Raw genomic sequence first — 18,675 nt, 5'->3', positions numbered from 1 at the left:
GGCGGCCCTCCCTCGATCGCTGCGACAACACGTCCGGGCGAGCCCGTCCGGCGAGGGCGCCGCAGAATCGTGCGGTCCTGGCCTGGGGGATCGCGGCTCCAATCGTCCTGAAAGGACGGGGGCGGGCATTGTACGCCGTTGTTCCAAATGTCGGAACAATAATTTTATATATTGACACGGACGGGATGTCCATCATTAAACTTCGCTGGTCGGCGAAAAGGCGCCCCCGTCAGTGGGCACGCTCCGCCGCTTCCGTCTATGGAAATGCCCAGCTTCGCCCGCACGATGGCTGCGAGCGAGGCACCGAGATGAAGGCCCTCGGGCCACCGCATTCATGCCTCTCACGCACGGGGAACGTAGATGAACCTGACGGCTCGCGACCGACTGAAGCTTCTGGGCGGTTTGGCCGGCTATGCCGCCCTCCAGTCCACCGGGCTGGTATCGCTCGGCGATGTGGTCGGACAGGCCGTCGCGGCCACGCCGAAGAACATGCTGCGCGCCGTCCTCGTGCCCGAGCCGCCGACGCTCAACACCGCCTTCAACACCGCGATCATGGTGCAGCAGATCTCGCCCAAGATGCTGGAAGGGCTGATCGGCTACGACAAGGAATTCAACCCGACCCCCTCGCTGGCGACGGCGTGGGAGCTGGCGGACGACGGCCTGTCGATCACCTTCAAGCTGCGTGACGGCGTCACCTGGCACGACGGCAAGCCGTTCACCTCGGCGGACGTGAAGTTCACCTTCGAGGAGATCCTCAGCCAGCACCACCCGCGCGGCCGGGCCACCTTCGCCAACCTCACCGAGGTGGAGACGCCGGACGAGCTGACCGCGGTGATGAAGCTGTCGACCCCGTCGAACTACATCATGTCGGCGCTCTCGGCCTCCGAGTCGCCGATGCTGCCCAAGCACATCTACGAAGGCTCCGATCCGATCGGGAACCCGGCGAACACGAAGCCGATCGGCACCGGCCCGTTCAAGTTCTCCAAGTGGGAGAAGGGCCAGTACCTCCTCCTCGACAAGAACGAGGACTACTGGCAGGAGGGCCGCCCGCTGCTCGACCGCCTGTTCTATCGCTTCATCCCCGACGCGGGCACGCGCGCGGCCGCATTCGAGACCGGCGAGATCGACCTCGGCGGCACCGACCCGGTCTCGCTGAGCGACATCGCGCGGGTGGAGGAGCTGCCGGACCTCGCCGTGACGACCGAGGGCTATGCCCTGTGCGGCGCGATGTACTACTTCGAGTTCAACATGCGCGACCCGCAGTTCCAGGACGTGCGTGTGCGCCAGGCGGTCGCCCATGCGATCGACAAGGACTTCGTCGCCCAGAACATCTGGTTCGGCTTCGCCTCGCCGGCGACCGGGCCGATCTCGCAGAAGCTCTCCCGCTGGTACAACCCGGACGTGCCGAGCTATCCGTTCGACACCGCGAAGGCCGAGGCACTGCTGGACGAGGCGGGCTTCCCGCGCCAGAGCGATGGCGTGCGGTTCCGCATGACCCACGACCCCTCGACCTACACCGAGCAGTACCGCCGCTTTGCGGAATACTTCCGCCAGGCGATGAAGGTCATCGGCATCGAGGTCGAGGTGATGAACACCGACGCGCCGACCTTCAGCCGCCGCGTCTGGGGCACGAACGAGTACCAGACCGCGTCCTACGGCATCTTTAACCTGCCGGATCCGACCATCGGCGTGCAGCGCATGTTCTGGTCGAAGAACATCCGGCCGGGCGTGCCCTATACCAATGGATCGGGTTACGCGAGCGCGGAGATGGACCAGATACTGGAGGCGGCGCAGACCGCGGTGGATCCCGCCGAGCGTGAAGCGCTTTTTTATCAAATGCAGGTGCTGGCGATGACGGAACTGCCCATCATCCCGCTCCTGAACATCGACTACACGACCGTCTACAACACGCGTGTCTCGGGCATCACCGACGACCTGGAAGGCGTGTTCGGATCGTTTGCGAATGTGTCGGTCACCTGACGCGTCGGCCGCTCTGTTCGAGCGACGCACGTCAGGGACAGCGTAGGGCGTCTGGCGTCCGGGGGGTGTGGTGGCCCATCCGGTAGACTGTCCCTCGCGACCGACAGCGCCCGGGCCGGTTTTTTGCTCCTCCCCGGTCCGGGCGTCCCTTATCTCACGATGAGAACCGGGATCCTGCAGGAGCGCATCATCTGCGACGTCGTCGACCCGACGAGGAGGTTGCGCACGCGGCTGTGGCCGTAGGCGCCCATCACCAGGAGGTCGATGCAGTTCTCCTCGACGTAGCCGGCGATCACCTTCTCCGCGTCGCCCGGGGCCGCGTCCGTCACCACGTCGCCGCTCCAGTTCAGCGCCTCCTCGGCGGCTTCGAGCTGCCTCTGCGCCTCGGCGGTGTTGGGCGAGACGGTCAGGATGTGCGGCTTCAGCCCGGTATAGAGCGGGCTGCGCGAAATCAGCTCGATCGCCTTCCTCGCCGATCGGCCGCCGTCGTAGGCCACCAGGAACCGCTTGACCTTCGAGAAGGCCCGGCTCGCGACCATCACGTTGACGCGCGAGGCACGGACCACCCGCTCGATGTTGGAGCCGAGGTGCAGCTTGGCGAAGTCCGCCGCCGCGCCGCGCTTGCCGACGACGATGTAGCGCGCGTCCACCTCGAGCTCGTGAAGCGCCTCGATCAGGTCGCCGTGGCGCACCTTGCGGTGGACTTCCGGCGCGCCGGCCGCCGTCGTCAGCGCGGCGGCCTCGGCGAGGATCGCCTCGCCCATCTGGTCCGCCAGCGCGTGACGCTGGCCCTCCATCTCCCGCAGCCTGTCGAGGAGGTCGCCGCGCGCGCTGTCCTCCAGCAGGTCGTGCGGCGCCGTCTCGCGGCGCCCGATGACGTGGACCAGCTCCACCGGGACCTGATGCCGGCTGGCGATCCAGGCCGCATGTTCACAGACGCTCGTCGAGTAGCTCGATCCATCGACGAGGGCGACGACTTTGCCGACAGCCATAGGGCCCTCCCTGAGGAGGCCAGAGTGCGCCGGGGCGCTTGCGCCAAACTGATATTGCGGTGCAACGCGCGGGCACTGGATGGCACAGGGCGGTGCACAATCCGGTCCGACTGGGTTTAAGGTGCCGGTCAAACATTGGGAGGACGTTCGTGAAGGCACTGATTTCGCGCAAGCCGGGGCCGCCAGACACACTCGAATACGCCGAGATGCCCGATCCGGTCCCCGCCGCCGGCGAGGTGCTCATCCGCACCGAGGCCTGCGCGCTGAACTTCCCGGATGTCCTGGTGATCGAGGACAAGTACCAGTACCGGCCCGAGCGCCCGTTCGCCCCCGGCGGCGAGGTGGCCGGCGTCATCGAGGCGGTCGGCGAGGGCGTCACACGGTTCAAGGCCGGCGACCGGGTGATGGCCGACACGCGCTTCGGCGGGATGGCGACCCTCGCGACGGCCTCCGCGGAGGAGACGTTCGCGCTGCCCGAGGGGGCCTCGGCCGTGGAGGGCGCCGCGCTCCTCTTCACCTACGGCACGACCATCTATGCGCTGCTCGACCGCGGCGAGCTGAAGGCGGGGGAGACCCTCCTCGTCCTCGGCGCGGCGGGCGGCATCGGCATGTCGGCGGTGGAGATCGGCAAGGCCGTCGGCGCGCGCGTCGTCGGCGCCGTCTCCAGCGAGGAGAAGGCCGCCGCGGTGCGCGAGGCGGGCGCCGACGCCACCGTCGTCTACGGCCGCGGTCCGCTCGACAAGGACGCCTCCAAGGCGCTCGCCGCCGAGTTCAAGGCCGCGGTGGGCGAGAACGGGGCCAACGTCGTCTACGACCCGGTGGGCGGCGACTACGCCGAGCCGGCGCTGCGCTCCATCGCCTGGGAGGGGCGCTACCTGGTGACGGGCTTCACCGCCGGCATCCCGCGCCTGCCGCTCAACCTCACGCTCCTCAAGAGCTGCGACGTGCGCGGCGTCTTCTGGGGCGCGTTCGCCCGGCGCTTCCCGGAGAAGAACCGCGCGCACATCGCCCAGCTCATCGCGTGGTGGGGCGAGGGGAAGGTCCGCCCGCGCGTCAGCAGGACCTGGCCGCTCGCCGAAGGCGCCGAGGCGATCAAGCACCTCGCCTCGCGCCAAGCCATCGGCAAGGTCGTCGTCACGATGGACTGAGCGGGCCCGGCGCGCGGGACCGGCGGCGCGCGCCGGTCAGCCCGCGCGCCGCGTCCGGTACCCCGTGGCGAAGGTCGCCGCCACGACGCCGACCGCGACGATGCCGATGAGGATGGTGCACGCCGCGTTGATGTCCGGCGAGACGCCGAGGCGCACGGCCGAGAAGATCTTCATTGGCAGCGTCGTCGACCCCGGCCCGGAGGTGAAGCTCGCGATCACCAGGTCGTCGAGCGACAGCGTGAAGGCGAGGAGCCAGCCCGCGGCGACCGCCGGCGCGATGGCCGGCAGCGTCACCAGGAGGAACGCCTTCCAGGGCGGCGCGCCGAGGTCCTGCGCCGCCTCCTCGATGCTCATGTCGAACGCTGCGAGGCGCGACTGCACGACCACCGCGACGAAGCACAGCGCGAAGGTAGTATGCGCGATGGTGATGGTCCAGAACCCGCGGTCGATGCCCAGCGCGACGAACAGCAGGAGCAGCGAGAGGCCGGTGATCACCTCCGGCATCACGAGCGGCGCGTAGGTCATCGCCGTGAACAGCGAGCGGCCGGGAAGGCGTGCCGTCCGCGTCAGCGCGACGGCCGCCAGCGTGCCGAGGACCGTCGCGATGCACGCCGTGGTGAGCCCCACCAGGATCGACACGCGCGCCGCGTCCAGCAGTTGCTGGTTACGGAAAAGCTCCACGTACCACTTGGTGGAGAAGCCGCCCCACACCGTCACCAGCCGCGACTCGTTGAAGCTGAAGATGATCAGGAGGACGATCGGCAGGTAGAGGAACGCCATCCCGAGCGCGAGGGAAACGGCGTTGAAGCGGGTGAACCGGGCCATGTCAGCCGGTCGTCCGCGACTGGGCGCGCTGGAAGATGGTGATCGGCACCACCAGCACCAGCACGAGGATCACTGCCACTGCGCTGGCGAGCGGCCAGTCGCGGTTGGAGAAGAACTCGTCCCACAACGTCTGCCCGATCATCAGCGTGCTGGATCCGCCCAAAAGGTTGGGGATGACGAATTCGCCCACCGCCGGAATGAAGACGAGGAGGCACCCGGCGAGGATCCCGGGGACGGCGAGGCGCACGGTGATCTGCCAGAACGCCAGCCAGGGCGGGCTGCCGAGGTCGGAGGCCGCCTCCAGCAACGCGGGGTCCTGCCGCTCCAGCGAGGCGTAGAGCGGCAGCACCATGAACGGCAGGTAGGCGTAGACGATGCCGATGAACACCGCCGGCTCCGTGTTGAGGATCGTCAGCGGCTCGGTGATCACCCCGAGGGACATGAGGAGCTGGTTGAGCAGTCCGTCCCGCTTCAGGATCCCGATCCAGGCGTAGACGCGGATCAGGAACGACGTCCAGAACGGCAGGATCACCAGCGCGAGGAGGAGCGGGCGCCACCGAAGCGGCGCGCGCGCCATCGCGTACGCCATCGGAAAGCCGATCAGGAGCGTGATCACCGTCGAGATCGCCGCGATCCGCACCGATGAGAGGTAGGCGCGCCAGTAGAGCGAGTCCTCGGCGAGGAAGGTGTAGTTGAAGGTCGAGAATTCCTTGACGCTCTCCCACAGCCCGGAGAGGCCCTGCGATATGTCGAACGTCGGGCTGTAGGGCGGCTGCGCGATCACCGATTCGGAAAACGACATCCGCAGCACGATGATGAACGGCGCGAGGAAGAAGGCGAGCAGCCAGATGTACGGCGGCAGGGCGACGGCGATGCTGCGGAGCCGATCGGCCATTCCCACCCTTGGAGACGCTTCTTCGCCCTCCAAAGCCTGCAAATCGCCGACGCTCATCCGCAACCGCTCCCGTCAAGTCCGGGCAAGCGTGTCGCGTGGTGGGAGCGTTGTCCAGATCCGTCCCCCGGCGGACCGGCTTTACGGCCATCATTCCCGTGCAATAGACCCCACACGGCAACCAGCCCGTCTCCACGTCCCGCACCCCGGGGCGGCCGGGTTCGGCCGGCCGTGGTGAGGAGGGGGCTTCGATGACGCAGCATGGCGAGGTGAAGGCCGCTGCCGGACCGTCGGAGCCGGACGCCGCTCCGGGCGCATCGAAGACCGCCGGGCCGGACGACGGACGCAAGGTCCTCGTCGTCGGCTTCTCCAACACGCTGATGTTCGGCTACGCGCCGAGGCTCAAGCAGTCCTTCATGGAGGCGCGCGACGGGATCGACTTCGTGCGCGTCGGTCTGGGGGCGCAGCAGCCGCACGTCGTGCCGGCCTTCATCCGCCTCGCGGCGCGTCTCCATGGCCCGTTCAGCCACGTCCTGTTCGAGATCAACACGTCCGCCTTCACCCGCCACCCGCTCAGCAGCGACGAGCTCGCGGTGGAGCTGCTGTCCGACATCGTCCTCACCGCGCAGGAGGTCGGCGCCGAGCCGGGCTTCGTGATCCTCTACCGCGACTACGGCGACACGCGCACGATCGACTTCAACGCGCTGACGCGCACGTTCTGCGCCGCGCACGGCGTCCCCGTCCTGGACCGCGCCGAGGGCCTCCTGGCCGAGAGGGGGGAGCCCTTCGTCCGCTCGATCCTCCGGGACGACGTCCACACCACGCCGGAAGGATCGCGCTTCATCGCCGACGAGATCCTCCCCTTCCTGCTCGACCACATCGAGCGGCCGCTGACCCGCCGCCCGCTGACGCCGCGCTTCCGGCGGGGATACCTGGACATCCTCGACCGACTGCCCACCGGCACCGCGGTCGAACGGATGGAGGCGAGCAACCTCGGCCTCGACTACGCGGTGGTGAACGAGGGGGAGACCCTGACGGTCGATCTGGGCCGCGACGTCGTCGCCCTCGGGCTCGTCTACCTCTACGGTCCCTACGGCGGGCAGGCGGACCTTCGCTTCGGTGCGGACAGCGCCGTGCAAGCGCTGGTGTCGATGGACCGGATGAGCCACGTCACGCGGATCGCGGTGCATCCCTTCGCCTCCCACCGCGGGATGACGGGGCGCACGCTGCGCGTCGGCAACCTCCGGGACCTCGCCGAGGTCGTCCCCCTGCGCGGCGACAAGACCCCGCCGGTGCGTCAGTACGTCGGCCCGCTGCTGACGCTCGACCCCGCCTGACGATCGGGCGGGCGCGGCGCCTACGCGGTCCGCCGCCGCCGGGCCTGGTCGGCATAGACGGCGAGGATGATGATCGCGCCCGTCACCACCGTCTGCCACTCCTGCGCGACCGAGAGGATGCGCAGGCCATTGGTGAGGACCGCCATGATGAGCGCGCCGATCACCGTGCCGAGCACCGTGCCACGGCCGCCCGACAGGGAGGTGCCGCCGATCACCACCGCCGCGATCGCCTCCAGCTCGTAGCCGAGCCCCAGCGCCGGCTGCGCCGAGTTGAGGCGTGAGGCGATGAGGATGCCGGCGATCCCGACGATCGCCCCCGACAGCGCGTAGATGCCGATCTTCCACGCGTCCGTGTTGACGCCGGAGAGACGCACCGCCTCCTCGTTGGAGCCGAGCGCGAAGGTGTACCGGCCGAGGACCGTGCGGCCGAGGATGTAGGCCACGGCGAGCGCCACGAGGAACAGGATCAGCACCCCGTTGGGGATCGGCAGGCCCGGCACGACCCAGCCGATCAGCGACCCGCGCGAGATGAGGTCGAAGCCCGGCGTGTCGTTGAAGTAGATCGGCCGCGTGCCGGAGATGACGAGCGCCAGCCCCTTCAGGATGAGCATCATCCCGAGCGTCGCGATGAACGGCGGGATCTTCAGCTTGGCGACGAACGTGCCCGAGCACAGCCCGCAGAAGGCCCCCGCGCCGATCGCCGCGATCACGCCGAAGGGGAGCGGCAGACCCCAGTAGGTCAGGACCACGCCCGCGATCACCGCGCAGAAGGTCATCATCGTCCCGACCGAGAGGTCGATGCCGCCGGTGATGATGACGAGCGTCACCGCCACGGCGAGGACGCCGTTGACCGACGTCGCCTGCAGGATGGCGATGATGTTGGAGAGCTGCATGAACTGCGGCGAGGCGAGCGAGAAGCCGACGAGCAACAGCACGAGGCTCGCGAACGCGAGGAGCTTCTGCGTCGCGCCCGACGAGCCGATCCGGGAGAGCGCGCCCGGCCGCGGTGCGTCGGCGGTGGTCATTGGATCGCCTCCTGGGCCGTGGTGGGTTCCATGACCGCCTCGCGCTGGGTGGCGAGGCGCATGATGTCCTCCTGCGTCGTCTCCGCGCCGCCGGGCAGGATGCCGGTGAGGCGCCCCTCGCACATCACCGCGATCCTGTGCGACAGGCGCAGGATCTCCGGCAGCTCCGAGGAGATGACGATGATCGCCCGGCCCTCCGCGGCGAGGTCGGCGAGCAGGCGGTAGATCTCGGACTTGGCGCCGACGTCGATGCCGCGCGTCGGCTCGTCGAAGATGAGGACGTCGCAGTCGCGCAGCAGCCACTTGGCGATGACGACCTTCTGCTGGTTGCCGCCCGACAGCAGCCGCACCTCCTGCCGGTCGGACGGCGTGCGGATGCCGAGGCGGCGGATGTAGTCCTGCGCGGTCTCGCGCATCGCGCGCTCGTCGAGCGCGCCGGTTCGGCTGGTGAACCGCTCCATCGAGGCCATCGCGATGTTCGCGCGCACGTCCATGCCGGTCGCGAGGCCGAAATGCTTGCGGTCCTCGGAGAGGTAGCCGATGCCCGCCGCCACCGCGTCGTAGGGGGCGCGGATCTCCACCTTCTTGCCATGCACGAGGATCTCGCCGCTGTCCCTGCGGTCGGCGCCGAAGACGGCGCGCGCCACCTCCGTGCGGCCGGCGCCCATCAGCCCGGCGAAGCCGAGGATTTCGCCCTTGCGCACGCTGAACGAGACGTCGCGGATCTCCCGCCCGCGGTTGAGCCCGCGCACCTCGAGGAGGTCCGGCGCCGCGGAAAGGTCCGGGATCTGAAGCGTCTCGTTGTCGAGCTCGCGGCCGACCATCATCCGGATGATCTCGGCGACGGGCGTCTCGGCGGCGCTCACGGTGCCGACGGTCGCCCCGTCGCGCATCACCGTCACCCGGTCGGCGATGCGCTTCAGCTCGTCCATCTTGTGGCTGATGTAGACGATGCCTGCGCCCTCGTCCCTGATCTGGCGGATGATGATGAAGAGCTCGTCGATCTCACGGTCGTTGAGCGCGGCGGTCGGCTCGTCCATCACGAGCACCCGGCTCCTGTAGGAGAGGGCCTTGGCGATCTCCACGAGCTGCTGCCGGGCGATGGTGAGCGTGCCGACCTGTGTGCGCGGGTCGAGGTGGAGGTTGAGCCGCTCGAAGATCCCGGCGGCGGCCCGGTTCAGCGCCGGCTCGTCGAGGCGGCCGAAGCGGCGGCGCGGCTCGCGGCCGATGAAGATGTTCTGCGCCACCGTCAGGTCGTTCATCAGGGAGAGCTCCTGATGGATGATCGACAGCCCGAGGGTCTGTGCGGTGCGGGGGCTGTCGATCTCGGTCGGCGTGCCGTCGATCAGGATGTCCCCGCCGTCGCGCTGGTAGATGCCGGAGAGGATCTTCATCAGCGTGGACTTGCCCGCGCCGTTCTCGCCCATCAGCGCGTGGACCTCGCCGGGGCGGAGCTCGAACTGGACGCCCTTGAGCGCGTGCACGCCGGGAAAGCGCTTCTCGATCCCCCGCATCTCGACCAGCGGCGTCATGCTGACTTCTCCAGCCCGTAGAAGGTGGCGGCGTTGTTGCGCAGGATGGCCGCGCGCTCCTCGGCGGTGAGGTCGGCGAGGAGGAGCGCCGTCGCCGCGTCCCAGGCGCCGTAGGGCGCGGCCAGGGTGAGCACCGGCCAGTCCGAGCCCCACGCCATGCGCGACGGGCCGAACCACTCGAGGAGGTCGTCGACGAGCGGGCGCAGGGTCGCCGCCGCGGCCTCCGGGGTGGTGCGCTGGTCCGGACGCATCTCGGTGAGGAGGCCGGAGAGCTTGACGTAGGTGCCCGAATGCCGGCCGAGCGCCTCCATTCCCGCGCGCCAGGCGACGTGGCGCGGATCGTCCGGCGGGGCGCCCAGCGCCGGCTTGGCCGCGTGGTCGACGATGACGGGGAGGTCGGGGTGCGCCTCGACGAAGCGGACGAGGTGGGCGAGGTGGCGCGGCATCACCAGCGCGTCGAACCGCAGCGCCCCCGCCTTCAGGGCGGCGATGGCGTCGGCGTCCGGGCGCGTCGCGATCCAGTCGTCCTCGGGGAGGTCCTGCAGCATCGGGCGGACGCCGACGAGGTAGGGGCTGGCGATCTCCTCCAGCGTCTCGGCAGCGTCGGGGGCGGAGAGGTCCACCCACCCGACGACGCCGGCGATGGCGGGGGTGATCTCGGCGAGGTCGAGCAGGAACTGCGTCTCGGCGACGGTGGGAGCGGCCTGCACGGCGACGGAGTGGGCGACGCCCGCGGAGCCATGGACCGCGGCGAGGTCGGCCGGCTCGAAGTCGCGGCGGATGGTGTCGAGACCTTCGCCGGAGAGCCATCCGTAGTCGCCGCGCGACAGTCGCCACAGGTGGCAGTGCGCGTCGATCCGGGTCGTCATGGCTTCTCCCGCACGCCGTCGGCTGCGGACCGCCCAGTCGTCATCCGTCCCCTCCATCGACGCCTCTGGCGAGCGTCTGCGGCGAGGGTAAAGCAACATCCCGGTGGCTGTACACTACCGGGTTGTGGCCCCTGCGGTACCCGACCGGAGGGTGGGCGGACGCCCGCACACGGGCGGCGCGGCCGCCGGCGCGAGCGGGCGCCGGCCCGGCCCGGCCCGGTATGGATCAGCCGCCCGGCCGCCGCGCTCCCCGTTCGTCCCGGCGGGCGATCATTCGGGCGGGATGACGCCCTTGGTGAGGATCACGTTGCCGTAGAAGCGGCGCTCGGCCGTCTGGACGACGGCGAAGGATTCCTTCGCGAAATCGTAGAAGTCGTAGCGGTCGACGGACGCCCAGGGAAAACCCTCCGCCGCGACCACCGCCTCCATCTCCGCCACCACGGCGGGCTTGTCGTCCGGGTCGCCCACCGTCAGCATCCCGACCGCGGGGTTCGGCTCGAAGGTGTCGAGCGGCAGGAGGGTGAGGATCGCCCGCAGCGCCTCCGGCGCGCTCGCGTCGCAGCGGATGACGTTGCCCGTCACGGTCGCCGCCGCGACGCTGGTCCCGGGGAAGTTGGCGTCGACGAGGACGATCCGGTCGCCGTGGCCCATCGCGGCGAGCGCGTAGAGGAGATCGGGCGAGAGGAGGGGGTCGATGGACTTCAGCATGGGAACCTCAACCGGCGCGCAGGGTGCGTTGGAACTTCGCCATACCACCGATCCACCGCTCGTAGTTCTCCGCCTTTCGGGCCATGTAGCCGGCGACCTGGGCGTGCGGCAGGATGAGGAAGCGGTCCTCGGCGAGCCCTTCCAGGGCCGACGCGGCGACGTCCTCCGCCGTCATCACCCCGTCCGCCGACTCCGCGCCCGCCGGCATCGAGCGGAGCATCGCGGTGTCGACGCCCTGGGGGCAGAGGATCGACACGCGGATCCCGTCGTCGCGGTGGGTGATGGCGAGGTTCTCGGCAAAGCCGATCGCGGCGTGCTTGGTGGTGGAGTAGACCGAGCTGCCGATCTGGCTCAGCAGCCCCGCGGCGGAGACCGTCTGCAGGAAGTGCCCGCCGCCCCGCGCCTTCATGCGCGGCACCATGATGCGCGCCGCCCGCACATGGGCGAGGACGTTCACCTCCCAGGCCTTCTGCCAGGTCGCGTCGTCCGCGCCGGCGGCGTTGTCGAACTGGCCGAAGCCCGTCGCGATGCCGGCGTTGGAGCAGAAGAGGCCGATCGGACCGTCCTCCGCCTCGACCGACGCGACCAGCGCCTCCATGGCGTCGGGGTCGGTGACGTCGAGCCGTTCGCCGCGCCCGCCGATGGCCGAGGCGACGGCCTTCGCGCCCGCCTCGTCGATGTCGGTCACGACGACCCGGCCGGCGCCCGCGGCGGCCAGCGCCCCGGCGAGCGCGCGGCCGATCCCGCTCGCACCGCCGGTCACCACGGCGATGCATCCCTCGATCTTCATCCCAGTCCTCCCTGCGCCGTCGCGGGCGCCCGTTTATCCGCGCCCTTCGATGATCTCGCGGGCGCGTTCGGCGATCGGCAGGGCCTTGGCGCCGATGGCCGCGGCGTCCGCGTTCGCCGCCGTCCCGTCGAGGGCGCGCTTGGCGATGCCCTGCACGATCGCGGCGATCCGGAACATCGACAACGCGAGGAAGAAGGTCCAGTCACCGCGCGGGTCGAAGCCGGAGGCCTCGGCGTAGCGGCCGACGTACTCGTCCTCGGACGGGATTCCGAGCGCATTGAGGTCGGCGCCCTCCAGGCCGCGGAAGAGGTCCGGCGCGAAACGCCACGTCATCGCGTGGTAGGCGAAGTCCGCCCGCGGGTCGCCGAGCGTGGAGAGCTCCCAGTCGAGGACCGCGACGATCCGCGGCTCGGTCGGGTGGATGAGGACGTTGTCGAGCCGGTAGTCGCCGTGGACGAGGCGCGTCTCGCCTTCCGCCGGCTTGTTCTCCGGCAGCCAGGCGATGAGGTCCTCCATGGCCGGGTTCGGCCCGGTCTCGCTGGCGCGGTACTGCCGCGTCCAGCGGCTGATCTGGCGTTCGAGGTAGCCGCCGTGCCGGCCGAAGTCGTCGAGCCCCACCGCCGCCGGGTCGATCCGGTGGATCGCCGCGATGGTCTCGTTCATCGAGGCGAAGATGCCGCCGCGTTCGGCCGTCGTCAGCTCCTCGAGGCGCGGGTCCCAGAAGACGCGGCCCGGAACCATGTCCATCACGTAGAACATCTGCCCGGCGACGTCGTGGTCCTCGCACAGGGCATGGACCGGCGGCACCGGGACGTCGGTCGCGGCGAGGGCGCTGAGGACGCGGAACTCCCGGTCCACCGCGTGCGCGGAGGGGAGCGTCTCGCCCAGCGGCTTGCGGCGGATGACGTAGCGGCCGGAGGGCGCGGTGGCGCGGAAGGTCGGGTTCGACTGGCCGCCGGAGATCTTGTCCAGCGTCGCCGGACCCTGGTAGCCCGCAACGTTTGCCGTGAGCCACGCCTCCAGCGCGGGCGGCGCCGGCCCGTCGCTCAGCGGGTCGCGCGTCGGTGCCGAGACACCCGTCATGCCGTTTCCTTCCCCGTCGTCTTGGCCGACCTGATGCGGCGTTCCACCAACTGTGCCGCGGGGAGGGGTCGAGTCAACCGCATCGCCTGACGATCTCGTCAGGCGTCATGGCCGGGGCGCTAGTCCCCCAGCGTCATCGGCGTCATGCCGCCGTGGCCGAGGCCGAAGCGTGCGCGCACGAAGTCGAGCCACAGGCCGTAGGGCCGGCCGACGACCAGCATCAGCACCGCGAAGCTCGCCGAACCCTGCGCGACGCCGGCCACCGACGCACCGCTGACCCAGAGGATCGCCGCGTAGATCGGCACCTGGAAGATGAGGAGGGCGAGCGCGTCCGCCGCGACGCGCGGAAGCGGCGGCGCGATCCGGCCGATCAGCCAGTCGCGCCAGATCCCGTAGGGCCGCGCCGTCAGCACCATCAGGGGCGCGCCGATGGTGCGCGAGCGCGCCACCTCGGACCACGCCATCCCGGCGATATAGTGCTCGTTGAGAGCGCCCAGCACCGTGAAGAAGGTGACGAGCGCCAGCGTGTCGGCGATGAAGGTACGCATGGCGGGTCCCGTCGGGTCAGGCCGTGTTCTTCGCGACCAGGTCCTTGTAGAGCGCGCGGATCCGGTCGAGGACGGGACCGCCGCCGCCCGGGCGCGGGCCGATCGGCTTGCCGTCGATCTCGGCGACCGGCGTCTGCCCGCCGTGGGTGCCGGTGAGGAAGGCCTCGTCCGCGCCGTAGGTGTCGAACAGGGAATAGTTGCGCTCGAGGACGGGGATGCCGTTGTCGCGGCAGAGGTCGATCACCTTCTGGCGGGTCACCCCGTTCATGCAGTAGTCGCCGGTGGACGTCCAGACCTGCCCCTTCCGCACGATGAAGAAGTTGCAGGCGTTGGTGGTGTTCACGAAGCCGTGCGGGTCCAGCATCAGCCCCTCGTCGGCTCCCGCCTGCTCGGCCTGCAGGCACGCGATCACGCAGTTCAGCTTGGAGTGCGAGTTGTACTTGGCGTCCTGGCTCATCGGCAGGCCGCGCACCTGCGGCACCGTCGCAAGGCGGATGCCCCGGCCCTTGCTCGCCGTCGGCACCGAATGCTCCATGATGATGACGACCGTCGGCCCCGAGCGGGACAGCGACGGGTGCTGGAATGGGCGCACCTTCACGCCACGCGTCACCATCAGCCGGCAGTGGACGTCGTGCGTCATGCCGTTGGCCTCGGCCGTCATCGTCAGCGCGTCGAGGATGCCGGCGCGGTCCATGCCGATGTCGAGGGAGACTGCCTTGCAGCTCTCGAACAGGCGGTCCATGTGCTCGTCGAAGAAGGCCCACTTGCCGTTGTAGAGGCGCATGCCCTCCCACATGCCGTCGCCCAGCATGAAGCCGGAGTCGTAGACGGAGACCTTCGCCTCGGCCTTCGGCTTCATCTCGCCGTTGACGTAGATGAGCAGCGTCTCGTTGCGCGGATCGTCGGCGGCGTCGTGGGTGGTCTTGTGCTCCGCCGGCGTGTGATCCGGGGTCGTCTGGTCGGGCAGCATCGGGCCTCTCGCACGTTGTCGGTCGTTGCACCATAGGCATCACGACCGGGAGCGATAGGCCCCTGCGCACAATCCTCTACGGCCTCGCGGACATGGCACGCGATCGGAGAAGAGGAGAGCGGCGCGACGGGGGGCCTGCGGGGTCAGGCCTCCTGCGGGGAGCCTCCCGCGTCGGTCTCACGTGTGAGCGCGCGGCGGATCTCGCTCAGCACCGCGTTCGGATCGACGGGCTTGGAGAGGAGCGGGGCGGGCGGCATGTTGTCCCGCACGTAGTTCGCGCTGTACCCCGAGAGGTAGACGAACGGCACGGCGAGGGCCGACAGCGTCTCCGCGACGGGGGCGGAGGTGACGTTGGGGCCGAGGTTGATGTCGAGAATGGCGATGTCCGGCCGCTCGGTGGACAGGAGGGTGTGTGCTCCGTCGAGGTCCGCGACGGGGCCGATCGGCTCGAACCCCGCCTCCTCGACGATCATGGACAGCTCCAGCCCGATGAACATCTCATCCTCGACGATGAGAATTCGCGGTGCGCGGTCACGCGGCGCAAACTCACTCATGAACGTCTGCACACATCGGAAACAGACAGGGGGCCATAAAGAACTGCGTCCTCCACGACAGGGCCACTCGGGCACGGCGTGCTGCTGGCGTTCGCGACTTGCGACAAAGTCACAGTTAAACGCCGTTTCGATCGGGGTTAGCCTCAGGTCCGGGAAGAGATGGCGCAGGGAAGAGCGAAAGCTAGCCCCCGGGAATAATTCATGTCATTCGCTGAGACTCTGCGCGACCAAAATCATAGATTGGGTTGAGGCCGGATGGACGCCGAAGTCAGAGACATCCCCCAGCACGGCCGAACCATGGTCCCGGTCGTCGCGATCGGCGCGTCGGTCGGTGCCGCGGATGCGCTCTGCGAGCTTCTGGGCGCGATCCCCCGGTCGACGGGGGCCTGCTACGTGGTCGTCGGCCATCTCGACCCGGGCGACGACGGCACGACGCGCGAGCGGATCGTGCGCTCCACCGACCTCCCCGTAAGGTCGGCCGAGAGCGGCACCGTGCCCCGCGCCGACACCGTCGTCATGGTCGAGGAGGACGCCGCGCTGACCCTGAGCGGCGGACGCTTCCGCCTCGCCGAACGGACCCTTCAGAGCGCGCCCATCGACACCCTCTTCGCCGCCGTCGCGAGCGAGCTCGGCGAGAAGGGGATCGCCATCGTCCTCTCGGGGACAAGCCACGACGGCAGCCAGGGCCTGCGCCTCGTCAAGGCCGCCGGCGGGTACGTCATCGCCCAGTCGCCGGACAGCGCCGCCGACGCGGCGATGCCGAGCCACGCCATCGCCACCGGCCTCGTCGACAAGGTGCTGCTGCCGCGGGAGATGCCGGGCGCGGTGGTCGACTATCTCGCCATCCTCGCCGGCGCCACGGCCCCCGGCCGCGGTCCCGAACCGGACGGGCGCGCCGGCCGGTACGGCGCGAGGCCGCGCCGGAGCGAGGTCATCGCCGACGCTCACGCGGTCCTCGTCAACGAGATGGCGCCGGCCTACGTCGTCGTCGGGCCGACCCGGGAGCTGGTCCACTCGGGCGGGCCCGTCGCCGACTATCTCGAGGCGCAGCCGGGCAGCGCGTCGCTCGAGCTCGTCAACCTCATGCGGGACGACCTCAGGATCGACCTGCGCCTCATCTGGCACAGCCTGATGTCCGGCGAGGAGCAGGCGGTGCGCGACCGCGTCGGCTATCGCGACGGCGAGCGTCTGCGCCTCGTGCGCATCTCCGGCCGACGGCTGACCCACGAGGAGGGCGGCGAGCCGCACTACCTCTTCGTGTTCCAGGACCAGGGCGAGGTGACGCCCGCGCCCCCCGCCGAGCCTGCCGCCGAGGAGATCCGGGAGACGGCCGCGGACGCCCCGGAACGCTCCAGGGAGGAGCTGCAGAGCGTCAACTTCGAACTCGCCCACAAGATCGACGAGCTGCGCCGCACCAACAACGACCTCGCCAACCTCCTCGCCAGCACCAACATCGCGACGCTGTTCCTCGACACGAGCGGGCGGGTGCGCGGCTTCACGCCCGTCGCGCGGCGCACGTTCGATCTCGACGACGCGGATATCGGGCGGCTGATCGGCGACCTCTGCGACCATCTGGAGGATACCGACCTCACCGCCGAAGTTGCGGCGGTGGTCGTCTCGGCGGAGGTTACCGAGAAGGTCGTCGAGCTCCGCGACGGCAGCGCCACGTTCCTGATGCGCCTCGTGCCCTACCGCACGGCGAGCGGGATCATCGACGGCGTCGTCATCACCTTCGTTGACGTCAGCGGCTTCAAGCGGGCGCAGGCGCGGATCGACGTCCTCAACACCGAGCTCGAGGGCCAGGTCGCCGCGCTGGAGGCGATCCTCGACATCGCGCCCATCGCCATCGCCTTCTCCGACCAGCCGATCAGTCGCATGCGCCTCAACTCATACGGCCAGAAGATGCTCGGCCTCGGGGCCGAGACCGGGCCGCCGCGGTCCGAGCTGGGGCAGTACGCCATCCTCCAGAACGGTCGCGAGCTGACGCTCGACGAGCTGCCGAGCACGATCGTCTGGCGCACCGGCGAGATCGTCGAGGACGTGCAGGCGCGCTACGTCGGCCCCGGCGGCACGTTCGACGTGCTGATCTCGGCCGCGCCGATCCTCAACCGCGCGGGCGAGACGACGCGCGTCGTCGCCGTGATGCGGGACATCTCCGCGCTGACCTCCGCCCGCGCCATCGCCGAGCAGCGCGCCGAGCAGCAGGCGTACGTGGCGCGCCTCGGCGGACGCAGCCTGTCCGGCCTCACGGCCGACGAGATCATCGCCGAGCTGCCGGACCGCCTCGCCGTGCTGCTGAAGTGCGAGTACGCCAAGGTCCTGCGGCTGCAGCCGGACCGCAAGCGACTCGAGCTGATCTCCTCGCACGGCTTCGGCTCGCCGCTCGGAACGGTCGTCGACGGCGGGCTCGACAGTCAGGCCGGCTACACCCTCACGGTGCACGAGCCGGTGGTCGTGACGGACCTTCGCACCGAGACGCGCTTCTCCGGTCCGGCCCTCCTGCGGATCGAGGGGATCATCAGCGGGATGAGCGTGATCGTCGGATCGCCGGACGAGCCGTTCGGCGTCATCGGCGTCCACTCGCGCGGGCAGCGCACGTTCACGCAGCGGGACGCCGCGTTCCTCCAGTCGGTGGCGAACATCCTGGCGGCCTCGCTCCGGCGGGACGAGGCCGACCGCCAGAAGCGCCTGCTCCTCGACGAGCTGCGCCACCGGGTGAAGAACATGCTGGCGACGATGCAGTCGGTGATCCACCTGTCGCTGCGCGACTCGAACGCCACGACCGAGCTGGGCGAGCAGCTCACCCAGCGGGTGCGGGCCCTCGCGCTCGCCCACGACATCAACTTCCGCCGCGCCGACAGCGCCGTCAGCCTGCGCGACCTCATCCGGGTCCAGACCCAGGCCTACGATCCTGACAACGCGCGAATCGTGATCGACGGCGACTGCACCGTCCCGCTCCCGCCCGGCATCGCCATCGACACCTCGATGGTGGTGCACGAGCTCGTCACCAACGCGGTGAAGCACGGCGCGATGGCCCAGGACGGCGCGGTGTCGATCGCGATCGGGTGCGACACCGAGGACGGCATCTGCGTGGTGCACTTCGTGTGGCAGGAGACCGGGCCGAAGCCGGTCGGCGCGGTGCGGGAGGGGGCCGGATCGCGGCTGATGCGCGCCATCGCGAGCCGCCGCCAGTTCGACATCAAGCGCCGCTTCACCGAAGAGGGGATGCGCTGCGAGATGACGATCACCTTCGACGTGGCCGCCAACGACGCCATGACGCCGCTGGGGTGAGGCGCAGGCACCCCGGACGCACGAAACGGCACGGGTTCGCGGCGCACCGGCGGCCATGCTTGTCCCTGACTTGCGCGGCGCGGCGCGGCGACTGAACCGAACCCGCCCTCGCGCGCTTTGGTCTGCGAGGG

General features: G+C 69.8%; 16 protein-coding genes. 4 read left to right on the top strand and 12 right to left on the bottom strand.

What is annotated here, in order from left to right; genetic code table 11:
* Positions 1–360 precede the first annotated feature (360 nt).
* On the top strand, positions 361–1,980 hold the full coding sequence (locus DLJ53_RS22205; RefSeq protein ID WP_111349350.1) for an ABC transporter substrate-binding protein: 1,620 nt from the start codon (positions 361–363) through the stop codon (positions 1,978–1,980).
* 149 nt (positions 1,981–2,129) lie between these two features.
* Here DLJ53_RS22205 and DLJ53_RS22200 read toward each other — a convergent pair whose 3' ends face one another.
* Positions 2,130–2,972: a universal stress protein gene (locus DLJ53_RS22200; protein ID WP_111349348.1), complete on the bottom strand. Its 843-nt coding sequence runs from the start codon at positions 2,970–2,972 to the stop codon at positions 2,130–2,132.
* A gap of 149 nt (positions 2,973–3,121) precedes the next feature.
* Between DLJ53_RS22200 and DLJ53_RS22195 the strand changes: the two genes are divergently transcribed.
* Positions 3,122–4,120: an NADPH:quinone oxidoreductase family protein gene (locus DLJ53_RS22195; protein ID WP_202913290.1), complete on the top strand. Its 999-nt coding sequence runs from the start codon at positions 3,122–3,124 to the stop codon at positions 4,118–4,120.
* A gap of 36 nt (positions 4,121–4,156) precedes the next feature.
* Here the strand turns inward: DLJ53_RS22195 and DLJ53_RS22190 are convergent, their stop codons facing one another.
* Positions 4,157–4,945: an ABC transporter permease gene (locus DLJ53_RS22190; protein ID WP_111349346.1), complete on the bottom strand. Its 789-nt coding sequence runs from the start codon at positions 4,943–4,945 to the stop codon at positions 4,157–4,159.
* 1 nt (position 4,946) lies between these two features.
* Positions 4,947–5,840 carry an ABC transporter permease gene (locus tag DLJ53_RS22185; protein WP_202913289.1) on the bottom strand — a complete coding sequence of 298 codons (894 nt, stop codon included), beginning with the start codon at positions 5,838–5,840 and terminating at the stop codon, positions 4,947–4,949.
* A 248-nt stretch (positions 5,841–6,088) separates the two neighbouring features.
* On the opposite strand from DLJ53_RS22185, the gene DLJ53_RS22180 reads away from it, so the two are divergent.
* Positions 6,089–7,174, top strand: a complete 1,086-nt coding sequence (locus DLJ53_RS22180) for an SGNH/GDSL hydrolase family protein (RefSeq protein ID WP_111349343.1) — start codon at positions 6,089–6,091, stop codon at positions 7,172–7,174.
* Positions 7,175–7,194: 20 nt separating this feature from the next.
* Here the strand turns inward: DLJ53_RS22180 and DLJ53_RS22175 are convergent, their stop codons facing one another.
* The 9 genes from DLJ53_RS22175 to DLJ53_RS22135 form a co-directional block, all read right to left on the bottom strand.
* Entirely contained in the window at positions 7,195–8,199 is a 1,005-nt protein-coding gene (locus DLJ53_RS22175; RefSeq protein WP_111349341.1) for an ABC transporter permease, read from the bottom strand.
* A complete protein-coding gene (locus DLJ53_RS22170; protein WP_111349340.1) occupies positions 8,196–9,731 on the bottom strand; it encodes a sugar ABC transporter ATP-binding protein in 1,536 nt (511 codons plus the stop codon). Before DLJ53_RS22170 ends, DLJ53_RS22175 begins: the two co-directional genes overlap by 4 nt.
* Positions 9,728–10,600: an amidohydrolase family protein gene (locus DLJ53_RS22165; RefSeq protein WP_111349338.1), complete on the bottom strand. Its 873-nt coding sequence runs from the start codon at positions 10,598–10,600 to the stop codon at positions 9,728–9,730. Before DLJ53_RS22165 ends, DLJ53_RS22170 begins: the two co-directional genes overlap by 4 nt.
* 270 nt (positions 10,601–10,870) lie before the next feature.
* Positions 10,871–11,308 (bottom strand): RbsD/FucU family protein, encoded by a 438-nt coding sequence (locus tag DLJ53_RS22160; RefSeq protein ID WP_111349337.1) that lies wholly within the window; start codon positions 11,306–11,308, stop codon positions 10,871–10,873.
* 7 nt (positions 11,309–11,315) lie between these two features.
* A complete protein-coding gene (locus tag DLJ53_RS22155) occupies positions 11,316–12,098 on the bottom strand; it encodes an SDR family oxidoreductase (protein WP_111349335.1) in 783 nt (260 codons plus the stop codon).
* A 33-nt stretch (positions 12,099–12,131) separates the two neighbouring features.
* Positions 12,132–13,181 carry a phosphotransferase family protein gene (locus DLJ53_RS22150; RefSeq protein ID WP_111349334.1) on the bottom strand — a complete coding sequence of 350 codons (1,050 nt, stop codon included), beginning with the start codon at positions 13,179–13,181 and terminating at the stop codon, positions 12,132–12,134.
* Between the two features lie 119 nt (positions 13,182–13,300).
* Positions 13,301–13,729 carry an L-alanine exporter AlaE gene (alaE, locus tag DLJ53_RS22145; RefSeq protein WP_111349332.1) on the bottom strand — a complete coding sequence of 143 codons (429 nt, stop codon included), beginning with the start codon at positions 13,727–13,729 and terminating at the stop codon, positions 13,301–13,303.
* A 16-nt stretch (positions 13,730–13,745) separates the two neighbouring features.
* Positions 13,746–14,699, bottom strand: a complete 954-nt coding sequence (locus DLJ53_RS22140) for an aminotransferase class IV (RefSeq protein WP_111349331.1) — start codon at positions 14,697–14,699, stop codon at positions 13,746–13,748.
* A gap of 143 nt (positions 14,700–14,842) precedes the next feature.
* Positions 14,843–15,253: a response regulator gene (locus DLJ53_RS22135; protein WP_146620064.1), complete on the bottom strand. Its 411-nt coding sequence runs from the start codon at positions 15,251–15,253 to the stop codon at positions 14,843–14,845.
* Positions 15,254–15,508: 255 nt separating this feature from the next.
* Here DLJ53_RS22135 and DLJ53_RS22130 point away from each other — a divergent pair, with 255 nt between their 5' ends.
* Positions 15,509–18,544 (top strand): chemotaxis protein CheB, encoded by a 3,036-nt coding sequence (locus tag DLJ53_RS22130; protein ID WP_111349328.1) that lies wholly within the window; start codon positions 15,509–15,511, stop codon positions 18,542–18,544.
* The last annotated feature ends 131 nt before the right edge of the window (positions 18,545–18,675 follow it).

The organism is Acuticoccus sediminis (assembly GCF_003258595.1).
Lineage (GTDB): Bacteria > Pseudomonadota > Alphaproteobacteria > Rhizobiales > Amorphaceae > Acuticoccus > Acuticoccus sediminis.
The sequence above is the reverse complement of the archived record's forward strand: the minus strand, read 5'-3'. Positions and strand labels throughout refer to the sequence as shown.

What these genes read in the sequence shown, in the direction of transcription:
- DLJ53_RS22205 (WP_111349350.1), top strand. Translation starts at nt 361, where the DNA reads ATGAACCTGACGGCTCGCGACCGACTGAAGCTTCTGGGCGGTTTGGCC.
- DLJ53_RS22200 (WP_111349348.1), bottom strand. Translation starts at nt 2,972, where the DNA reads ATGGCTGTCGGCAAAGTCGTCGCCCTCGTCGATGGATCGAGCTACTCG.
- DLJ53_RS22190 (WP_111349346.1), bottom strand. Translation starts at nt 4,945, where the DNA reads ATGGCCCGGTTCACCCGCTTCAACGCCGTTTCCCTCGCGCTCGGGATG.
- DLJ53_RS22185 (WP_202913289.1), bottom strand. Translation starts at nt 5,840, where the DNA reads ATGGCCGATCGGCTCCGCAGCATCGCCGTCGCCCTGCCGCCGTACATC.
- DLJ53_RS22180 (WP_111349343.1), top strand. Translation starts at nt 6,089, where the DNA reads ATGACGCAGCATGGCGAGGTGAAGGCCGCTGCCGGACCGTCGGAGCCG.
- DLJ53_RS22175 (WP_111349341.1), bottom strand. Translation starts at nt 8,199, where the DNA reads ATGACCACCGCCGACGCACCGCGGCCGGGCGCGCTCTCCCGGATCGGC.
- DLJ53_RS22170 (WP_111349340.1), bottom strand. Translation starts at nt 9,731, where the DNA reads ATGACGCCGCTGGTCGAGATGCGGGGGATCGAGAAGCGCTTTCCCGGC.
- DLJ53_RS22165 (WP_111349338.1), bottom strand. Translation starts at nt 10,600, where the DNA reads ATGACGACCCGGATCGACGCGCACTGCCACCTGTGGCGACTGTCGCGC.
- DLJ53_RS22160 (WP_111349337.1), bottom strand. Translation starts at nt 11,308, where the DNA reads ATGCTGAAGTCCATCGACCCCCTCCTCTCGCCCGATCTCCTCTACGCG.
- DLJ53_RS22155 (WP_111349335.1), bottom strand. Translation starts at nt 12,098, where the DNA reads ATGAAGATCGAGGGATGCATCGCCGTGGTGACCGGCGGTGCGAGCGGG.
- DLJ53_RS22150 (WP_111349334.1), bottom strand. Translation starts at nt 13,181, where the DNA reads ATGACGGGTGTCTCGGCACCGACGCGCGACCCGCTGAGCGACGGGCCG.
- alaE (WP_111349332.1), bottom strand. Translation starts at nt 13,729, where the DNA reads ATGCGTACCTTCATCGCCGACACGCTGGCGCTCGTCACCTTCTTCACG.
- DLJ53_RS22140 (WP_111349331.1), bottom strand. Translation starts at nt 14,699, where the DNA reads ATGCTGCCCGACCAGACGACCCCGGATCACACGCCGGCGGAGCACAAG.
- DLJ53_RS22135 (WP_146620064.1), bottom strand. Translation starts at nt 15,253, where the DNA reads ATGAGTGAGTTTGCGCCGCGTGACCGCGCACCGCGAATTCTCATCGTC.
- DLJ53_RS22130 (WP_111349328.1), top strand. Translation starts at nt 15,509, where the DNA reads ATGGACGCCGAAGTCAGAGACATCCCCCAGCACGGCCGAACCATGGTC.